The following is a 6,574-nucleotide window of genomic DNA, read 5'->3' on the forward strand; positions in this document are numbered from 1 at the left end:
TAGTAAACAGGCCTGTCGCCCGATATTTTAGAACGATTGTAGAGATCAATGCAGCGGTGCACGAGATCGCAGCCGGCAGCCGTGAGACGGAGCGACAATAAAAATCGGTGCGGCGGGCGCTTGCCGGCGTCGGCGCATCCGCCATGCCGGCTTCGGTGCGGATTCACGATCTCGGCTCGGCGCGGGGTTCAGGGCACGCGGACCCTGGCAGCCGGACGGGTGGATTCACGCCCCGGCTCGCGCGGGCGGCGACGTGCTCAATCCGCTGCACGGGCGAGCGGCCTCGCCGTCACCCGACGATTCAGGAGGCCGGTCGCCGCCAGACAGGGCGAGCCGGCCGCCGGGATTCGCGCTCAGTCGCGCACCACCACCTTGGTGCCGACCCGGACCCGGTCGTAGAGGTCGACCACGTCCTTGTTGGTCATGCGGATGCAGCCCGAGGAGACCGCGGCGCCCATCGTGTCGGGCTCGTTCGAGCCGTGGATCCGGTAGAGCGACGAGCCGAGATAGAGGGCGCGGGCGCCGAGCGGGTTGTCCTGGCCGCCGGCCATGTAACGGGGCAGGTCCGGGCGGCGGGCCAGCATCTGCTGCGGCGGACGCCAGGCCGGCCATTCCTTCTTCATCGTCACCGTCTTGGTGCCGGACCAGGAGAATCCCTGCCGGCCGACACCGACGCCGTAGCGAATCGCCTCGCTATTCCCGAGGATGTAGTAGAGCCGGCGCTGGCTGGTGGAGATCACGATCGTGCCGGGCTTCTCGGTGCTGTTCCAGCCGATCGTCTCGCGCGGGATCGCCTGGCTGCGGAAGACGTTCAGGAAATCCGCGAGCGGCCCGCTGTCCAGCGGGCTGGCGGAGGCGGGCGCGCTCCCCAGCAGGGCGGCTGCGAGCCCCAGCATCGCGATCCGTCTCGACATGGTCTTGTCCTCTTACTTGCCGGTACTTGCCGATGGCGTCGGTCGTCGCGGGTGTGCCGCGATCCTCCGGCGAACCGGCCCGGACTTCGCGGCAAGGTTGAGGCCGGCGGGGTGGAGGGTTTAAATCCGGGCCTGCGTGTGTGCTCCAGGCAACACCGGGAAACGCCGCGACGCCGTGGGTGATTGCGCCGGGCGACGGCCGTGCTTATCTCGGGTTCGTGATCCGATCCGCCGCCCTTCTGGCCCGCCGCGTTGCGGGCTCGCCGGACCGCCTCGTCCGGAGCTTCGCCGTGCTGGCGGTGCTCGTCGTCGCGGCGGCTGCGCTGATGGCTGCCCCCCGGCCAGCCCAGGCCGCGCCGGGGAGGGGGCCGGCCTGTTCGGTGATGAGCCAGGCGGTGGCCGTCCTGTCGGATGCGCGCGGGTTGGATGCACGTAAGGCGGCCCCCGAGGCTCGCCGGTCGCTGTTCGACGGCACCGACCTGTGCCCGCCCGATATCGAGATCGTCAGCGAGCTCGGGCTCCCGCGCCGGCCGGTCGAGGCGCCGCGGCCCCGTCACGTCTCCGCCGCATCCTATGGTTATGCCCCGGCCCTCGCGCCGGCTTCCGGACCGGACGAGTCCCTGCACCGTCCGCCCCGGGCGGCCTGACCCGCGCCGCCGATCTGTCCGGCCCGGCGCCCCGATCTTCCTGTATCGGCACTAGACCCTCGTCCCGGATTCCGGATCCGGCACGTTGGCCCGAAGTCCTGATCGCACCGCATCTCGTTTCCGAAAGCCGGAAACTTCCCTTTCGGGAGGATGCACGATCCGCCTCGACGACGCGCGGTCCCAACTCCGCGCCGGCCTCTGCAGACGCATGTTTTTCCAGGAGCGTCGGAACCCGTGACCCGCCCTTCGTCCGCCACCACCCCGTCCCACGTCCGGCGCCGCGCCCGCCTCCTGGGGGCGGCCGCCCTGCTGGCCCTCGCGCTGGGGGCCTGCAACCCGAAGCAGGCGGCCGCGCCGACGCCGCCGGTGCCGGAGGTGGGCTTCGTCACGGTGACGCCGCAGGCGATTCCCTACCTACGCGACCTGCCCGGCCGGGTGGCGCCGATGCGCATCGCCGAGGTCCGGTCGCGGGTCTCGGGCCTCGTGGTCAAGCGCCTGTTCGAGCAGGGCAGCCAGGTCAAGGAAGGCGACATCCTCTACAAGATCGACCCGGCGCCCTTCGAGGTCGAATTGGCGAGCGCGGAGGCCGTGCTGGCCCGCCACGAGGCCGCCCTGGTGCTCGCCCGCCAGCAGGCCGACCGGCTCGAGCAGCTGCTGACCCGGGCGACCGCCAGCCAGGCCCAGTACGACGCGGCCTTCGCGGGCAAGAAGCAGGCGGAGGCCGAGGTCGCCGGCGCCAAGGCGGCCCGGGACCGGGCGCAGCTCAACCTCGGCTGGACCGACGTGCGCGCGCCGATCACCGGCCGGATCGGCCGGGCGCTGCTCACCGAGGGGACCCTGATCGAGCCGGGCTCCACGGGGGCGCTCGCCACGATCCAGCAGCTCGATCCGATCTACGTCGACATCACCCAGTCGGTGGGCGAACTGAACCGCCTGCGCCGGGACCTCGCCAGCGGCGAGCTCGCCCGGCTGGAGGACAACACCGCCAACGTCCACCTGATCATGGACGACAACTCGCTCTATCCGCTCGCCGGCCGGCTGCTGTTCTCGGACGTCACCGCCGACCCGAGCACCGGCCAGGTGACCCTGCGGGTGCAGTTCCCCAACCCGCATGACGAGCTGTTCCCGGGTATGTACGTCCGCGCCCGGATCAAGCAGGGCATCGATTCCGACGCCATCGCGGTGCCCCAGCAGGCGATCCAGCGCACCGAGGACGGCCGCGCCGAGGTCTGGCTGGTGCGGGCCGACGACACGGTGATGCGCCAGCCCGTCGAGGTCGGACCGGTGGTCGGGCAGAACTGGCTGATCCGCGATGGGCTCAAGGGCGGCGAGAAGGTCGTGATCGACGGCGTCCAGAAGATCACCGTGGGCGCGAAGGTGAAGCCGGTGGACCAGACCCCCGCCCACGGCGAGGCGGGCCCGAAGCACGATGCCGACGAGGCCTCCGACGCGCCGGTCGAACAGAAATTTGGCGACCAGAATTCCGGCGACAAGGCGCAGGCCGCTCCGCGCGCCGCCGCGGTCAACCGCCACTGAGCCCGGGGGACCACGCGCATGGCACGCTTCTTCATCGACCGCCCGGTCTTCGCCTGGGTGGTGGCCCTGTTCATCTGCCTGGGCGGCGCGCTTGCCATCCCGAACCTGCCGATCGCGCAGTACCCGGTGATCGCCCCGCCGCAGATCGCCCTGTCCACGGCCTATCCCGGCGCCTCGGTGGACAGCCTCTATGTCGGCACGACCCGGCTCATCGAGGATGAACTGAACGGCGCGGCCAACATCATGAACTTCGAGTCGACCACCGACTCGTTCGGCTCGGTCAACATCACCGCGACCTTCCTGCCCGGCACCGAGCCCGCGCTGGCCTCCGTGGAGGTGCAGAACCGGCTCAAGCGCGTGGAGGCCCGCCTGCCCGCGGAGGTGCGCCAGCAGGGCATCCTGGTCGAGGAGGCCTCGGCCGCGACCCTCAATATCATCACCCTGGTCTCCAAGGACGGGTCGATGGACGAGATCGGCCTCGGCGATTTCATGAATCGCACCATCATCAACGAGATCCGGCGCATCCCCGGGGTCGGGCGCGCGACGCTCTACTCCACCGAGCGCTCGCTGCGGGTCTGGGTCGATCCGGACCGCTTGCGCGGCCTGTCGCTCAGCGCCGAGGACGTCACGCAGGCGATCCGCAACCAGAACATCCAGGTCGCCTCTGGCTCGGTCGGCGCCCAGCCGAGCCCGATCAAGCAGGCGGTCACGGTGCCGATCATCGTGAAGGGCCAGCTCGGCACCATCGAGGATTTCGGCGCGATCGTGCTGCGGGCCAATTCCGACGGCTCGAACGTGCGCCTGCGCGACGTCGCCCGGATCGAGCTCGGCGGCGACGCCTACCAGTTCTCCACCCGGCTCAACGGCGGCCCCGCCGCCGGCATCTCGGTGACGCTCGCCCCCGACGGCAACGCGCTCGAGACCGCCAAGGCGATCCGCGCCAAGATGGTCGAGCTGTCCCAGTTCTTCCCGCCGGACCTGAAGTGGGACATCCCGTACGACATCACCCCGGCGGTCGAGGCCTCGATCGAGAAGGTGCTGCACACCCTGGTCGAGGCGGTGGTGCTGGTCTTCCTGGTGATGTTCCTGTTCCTGCAGAACATCCGCTACACCCTGATCCCGACCATCGTGGTGCCGATCGCCCTCATGGGCACGGTCACGGTGATGTGGATCTCCGGCTTCTCGGTGAACGTGCTCACCATGTTCGGCATGGTGCTGGCCATCGGCATCCTGGTCGACGACGCCATCGTGGTGGTGGAGAACGTCGAGCGGATCATGAACGCGGAGGGTCTGCCGCCCAAGGAGGCCACCAAGAAGGCCATGGAGCAGATCACCGGGGCGATCATCGGCATCACCCTGGTGCTGATGGCGGTGTTCATCCCGATGGCGTTCTTCCCCGGCTCGGTGGGCATCATCTACCGGCAGTTCTCGATCGCCATGGTGACCTCCATCGCGTTCTCGGCGCTGCTCGCCCTGTCGCTGACCCCGGCCCTCTGCGCGACCTTCCTGAAGCCGGTGGAGAAGGGCCACGGCCACGCCAAGGGCGGCGTGTTCTGCATGTTCAACCGCTTCGTCGACCGCGAGACCGCCCGCTACGGAAGCGGGGTCGCGGGGTTCATCCGGAAGTCCGGCCGGGTGATGCTGGTCTACCTCGCCCTGGTGGCGGGCACGGCCTACGCCTTCATCAACCTGCCGGAGGGTTTCTTGCCGGTGGAGGACCAGGGCTTCTTCACGGTCGACATCCAGACGCCGCCCGGCGCCTCCTACAACCGCACCCAGGAGGCCAACCGCCGGGTCGAGGAGTACCTGCTGGCGCAGCCGGGCGTCGCCACCGTGACCATGCTCAACGGCTTCTCGTTCTCCGGCCAGGCCCCGAGCACCAGCCAGGCCTTCGTGACCCTCAAGCCCTGGAGCGTGCGCGACGCCAAGAACTCGGCCGCCGCCCTGGTGGCCGGCACCAACGCGGCGCTCAGCACCTACCGCGACGCCACCGTGGACGCCCAGGAACCGCCGCCGGTGGACAACCTCGGCAACGCCGCCGGCTTCTCGTTCCGCCTCCAGGACCGGGCGAACCGCGGCTACGCGGCCCTGCTCTCGGCCCAGGACCAGCTGCTCAAGCTCGCGCAGGCGAGCCCGATCCTGCAGAAGGTGAAGATCGAGGGCCTGCCGCCGACCCCGCAGGCGGAGCTGATCGTCGACCGCGAGAAGGCCGCGGCGCTCGGCGTGAAGTTCGAGGACGTCAACGCCACGATCCAGCTCAACCTCGGCTCGGTCTACACCAACGACTTCCCCAACCGGGGCAAGATGCAGCGCGTCTACGTGCAGGCCGAGCAGCTGCAGCGCATGAACGCCTCGGACATCCTCAACTACGCGGTGAAGAACGCCTCCGGCACCATGGTGCCGATGTCATCCTTCGCCGAGCTGAAATGGGGCATGGGGCCGAGCCAGATCGTCGGCTTCAACGGCTACCAGTCGGTGCGCATCACCGGCGAGCCCAATCCCGGCTACACCTCGGGCGACGCGATCAACGAGATGGAGCGGCTGATGCTCCAGCTGCCCAAGGGGTTCGGCTATGCCTGGACCGGCCAGTCGTTCCAGGAGAAGCAGGCCGGCAGCCAGGCGAGCCTGCTGCTGGCGCTCTCGGTGCTGATCGTGTTCCTGTGCTTGGCCGCGCTCTACGAGAGCTGGGCGATCCCGGTCTCGGTGTTGCTGGTGATCCCGCTCGGCGTGATCGGCGCGGTGGCAGCGGTCTATCTGCGCGGCATGCCCAACGACGTGTACTTCAAGATCGGGCTGATCACGATCATCGGCCTCTCGGCCAAGAACGCGATCCTGATCGTGGAGTTCGCGCGTGACCTGTGGAAGCCCGGGACCTCGGTGGTGCGGGCCGCGATCGATGCGGCGACGCTCCGGTTCCGGCCGATCGTGATGACCTCGCTGGCCTTCATCTTCGGCGTGGTGCCGCTCGCCATCGCCACCGGCGCCGCCTCCAAGAGCCAGCAGGCGATCGGCACCGGCGTGATGGGCGGCATGATCACCGCGACCGTGCTGGCGGTGTTCTTCGTCCCGGTGTTCTTCGTGGTGGTGATGCGCCTGTTCCGGCGCAAGGCTGTGGCGGAGGGCGAGCGGGGCGAGGGCTCGGACGAGGCGTCAGCCCATCGGCCTCACGCGGCGGCGGCCGAGTAGGGCGGGGGCAAGCGCCTAAACCGCGACGCCTTTATCCCTCCCCCCCCCCCCCCCCCCCCTCGGGGGGGGGGCTGGGCGCTTCCACCCCCCGCTGCCGCCCCCTCTCTTCCCCGCTGTCTCACCCACCCCTTATGACAGGAGCGCGTTTCTCCACCGTGCCCTCAGTTAACACCACACACCTCACACCCGCTTTTTTTTAGAGTTTGTTCCCAATCTCTTGTTGGTGTTGTGGGGGTGCTGCTTGTGCCCCTGTTTTAGGTCGGTTGTGTGCAACTCCCTCGCTTTGTTTGT

General features: G+C 69.2%; 4 protein-coding genes. 3 read left to right on the top strand and 1 reads right to left on the bottom strand.

The window, feature by feature from the left end; genetic code table 11:
* Nucleotides 1-353 precede the first annotated feature (353 nt).
* Nucleotides 354-914, bottom strand: coding sequence for a L,D-transpeptidase (locus MKL09_RS24150; protein WP_243945966.1), 561 nt, complete (start codon nucleotides 912-914; stop codon nucleotides 354-356).
* Nucleotides 915-1,093: 179 nt separating this feature from the next.
* On the opposite strand from MKL09_RS24150, the gene MKL09_RS24155 reads away from it, so the two are divergent.
* The 3 genes from MKL09_RS24155 (at nucleotide 1,094) to MKL09_RS24165 (ending at nucleotide 6,283) form a co-directional block, all read left to right on the top strand.
* Nucleotides 1,094-1,561, top strand: coding sequence for a hypothetical protein (locus MKL09_RS24155; RefSeq protein WP_244024460.1), 468 nt, complete (start codon nucleotides 1,094-1,096; stop codon nucleotides 1,559-1,561).
* A gap of 234 nt (nucleotides 1,562-1,795) precedes the next feature.
* Nucleotides 1,796-3,097: an efflux RND transporter periplasmic adaptor subunit gene (locus MKL09_RS24160; RefSeq protein ID WP_244024461.1), complete on the top strand. Its 1,302-nt coding sequence runs from the start codon at nucleotides 1,796-1,798 to the stop codon at nucleotides 3,095-3,097.
* An 18-nt stretch (nucleotides 3,098-3,115) separates the two neighbouring features.
* Nucleotides 3,116-6,283: a multidrug efflux RND transporter permease subunit gene (locus tag MKL09_RS24165; protein WP_244024463.1), complete on the top strand. Its 3,168-nt coding sequence runs from the start codon at nucleotides 3,116-3,118 to the stop codon at nucleotides 6,281-6,283.
* Nucleotides 6,284-6,574: the final 291 nt, after the last annotated feature.

The organism is Methylobacterium sp. J-048 (assembly GCF_022829515.1).
Classification (GTDB): Bacteria; Pseudomonadota; Alphaproteobacteria; order Rhizobiales; family Beijerinckiaceae; genus Methylobacterium.